Origin of the sequence: Mycobacterium sp., from assembly GCF_039583785.1 — a bacterium.
Taxonomy (GTDB): domain Bacteria; phylum Actinomycetota; class Actinomycetes; order Mycobacteriales; family Mycobacteriaceae; genus Mycobacterium.
The window spans coordinates 1-1,724 of record NZ_JAVKSG010000151.1; the positions used below are offsets into that span (position 1 = coordinate 1).

Below are 1,724 nucleotides of genomic sequence, written 5' to 3' on the forward strand. Positions count from 1 at the left end.
TTCAAAATTTATCAAATACAACTCTAAATATAGGAATAAACAATTCAGGATGTCCTATACAAATACCACAGAATGGAACATTTGAATACTCTTCTTCTGTCAATAAAATAAATATGTCAACAGTTTATGTTCAAAGTTCTGCACTAAAAATAAATTATACATATGGATAATAAGTCTTTATATTTGTTTATGTAATTATTAGTTGGTAGATAACTATGCTTGTACAAAAAAATGATTTTGTTCTTTTAGAAGTAGAGCCAGACAAGTATTTTGCACTACGTGTAGTAGATAGCAAAAATATAACTATGCAGTATGTTCCATCAGTAGAAATAGAAGGATTTCTTCCATTAGCACCTTTTGGAAGTCCTGCAGTATCAGGAGTATTTAACTCATATGCTATATCATCTGTAGAATTAGAAATGCAAGAATATTCTGGTATTAAAAATTTAATCTCTGATACATCTCTTGATATAGCAAAATCCAGAAAAATAGTAGAAATAACCTTTGGTATATATCCGTCTCCATTGAGAATATTTAAATATTATCCAAGCAATGTGAAATTAGACAATCTTACACCAACATTAGGATGGGGAGGTAATAAAAGCCAGTATAACTTTGGTTATATAGATGGATATGTGTCTCCTTATAAACATCCTAATCCGGATACATCTTTCTACTTGCTTCCACAAGATAGCTATCAGTTTGCTATGGAAAATCCAACAACAAATCCTATTACACCAATGCTAAACATATCTTTCAATATTCTTGATATGAGACCCGTAGACAGTATTTTAGCTTATAAAATGCTTAACAGAATAGTTCCGTCGAAGATAATAAGTGTTGGAACATTTGAAAACGGATTTAAGTTTACTGAGAATAATTGGGGAGTATATCCATTATCTTTATCATCAAGTGAAGAGCAAATAAAACAGGGTGGTTACTAATGGAGTATATAACAATTGGAGATGAAATAAAATTCTCTGGTGATAATATAGTGCTCATTGGAAACAACTTAGAAGAAGAAATATCAGGAACTATTAAAAAGAATGGATATTACACGTATGATTTAGACTTAACTATAAGACACGTTATCTCAGTTACAGCTAATATGACAATACACTATACAGGAAAATTCAACAGTATTGATGAATGTAAAAAAACAGTGTCTGAATTATCAGATTATTTAAGCTCTAAGATATATATAGGTGATATAAATGAGTAATGGAGAAAAATTTACAGTGTCCTCAATAGGGATAATAAACGAAAATGGCATACCCACATATGTAAAAACACCAATAGTGCAAAATACAAAAAATTATATTGGCTATACAACAGTATTTAAAGGAGAGATACAGGAATTAGGAATAAGTCCTTTGTTTATAGACGGCACTCCAGTACCAAATTATGTTCCAAATGCAGAAATACAGTATATAGGAGCATATGCAATTAATGGTTTAGACTTAAAAGTAAATAATATAACTATAACAAATAACTCTACTTCAACGGCAGTAGTTGATTTAATTGCATACAATATTACTTATTCTCCAGAAATACCTTATGTAGCACCTGTACTGTTAAAAAGAATAGTAATTCCTTCTGAAACAACCGAAGTATATAAATCAGACTACTTGAATATAACCTTAAAAAATAATGTTGCACAGACAGAGAGTTTGCCTTATTATATATTTGGTTATGGTCTTGCTGTAGCATTTCCAAATTCAGTT

Annotated in this window: 3 protein-coding genes; all 3 read left to right on the forward strand. The window is 29.9% G+C overall.

Annotation, left to right across the window (positions count from 1 at the left end; genetic code table 11):
* Nucleotides 1–215: 215 nt before the first annotated feature.
* Nucleotides 216–944 (forward strand): hypothetical protein, encoded by a 729-nt coding sequence (locus tag ABDV69_RS20660; protein ID WP_343577654.1) that lies wholly within the window; start codon nt 216–218, stop codon nt 942–944.
* A complete protein-coding gene (locus ABDV69_RS20665) occupies nt 944–1,222 on the forward strand; it encodes a hypothetical protein (RefSeq protein WP_343577655.1) in 279 nt (92 codons plus the stop codon). The genes ABDV69_RS20660 and ABDV69_RS20665 overlap by 1 nt, the downstream gene beginning before the upstream one ends.
* Nucleotides 1,215–1,724 (forward strand): hypothetical protein (locus ABDV69_RS20670; RefSeq protein WP_343577656.1); only part of this gene is annotated, 510 nt, incomplete at its 3' end. The genes ABDV69_RS20665 and ABDV69_RS20670, both read left to right, overlap by 8 nt.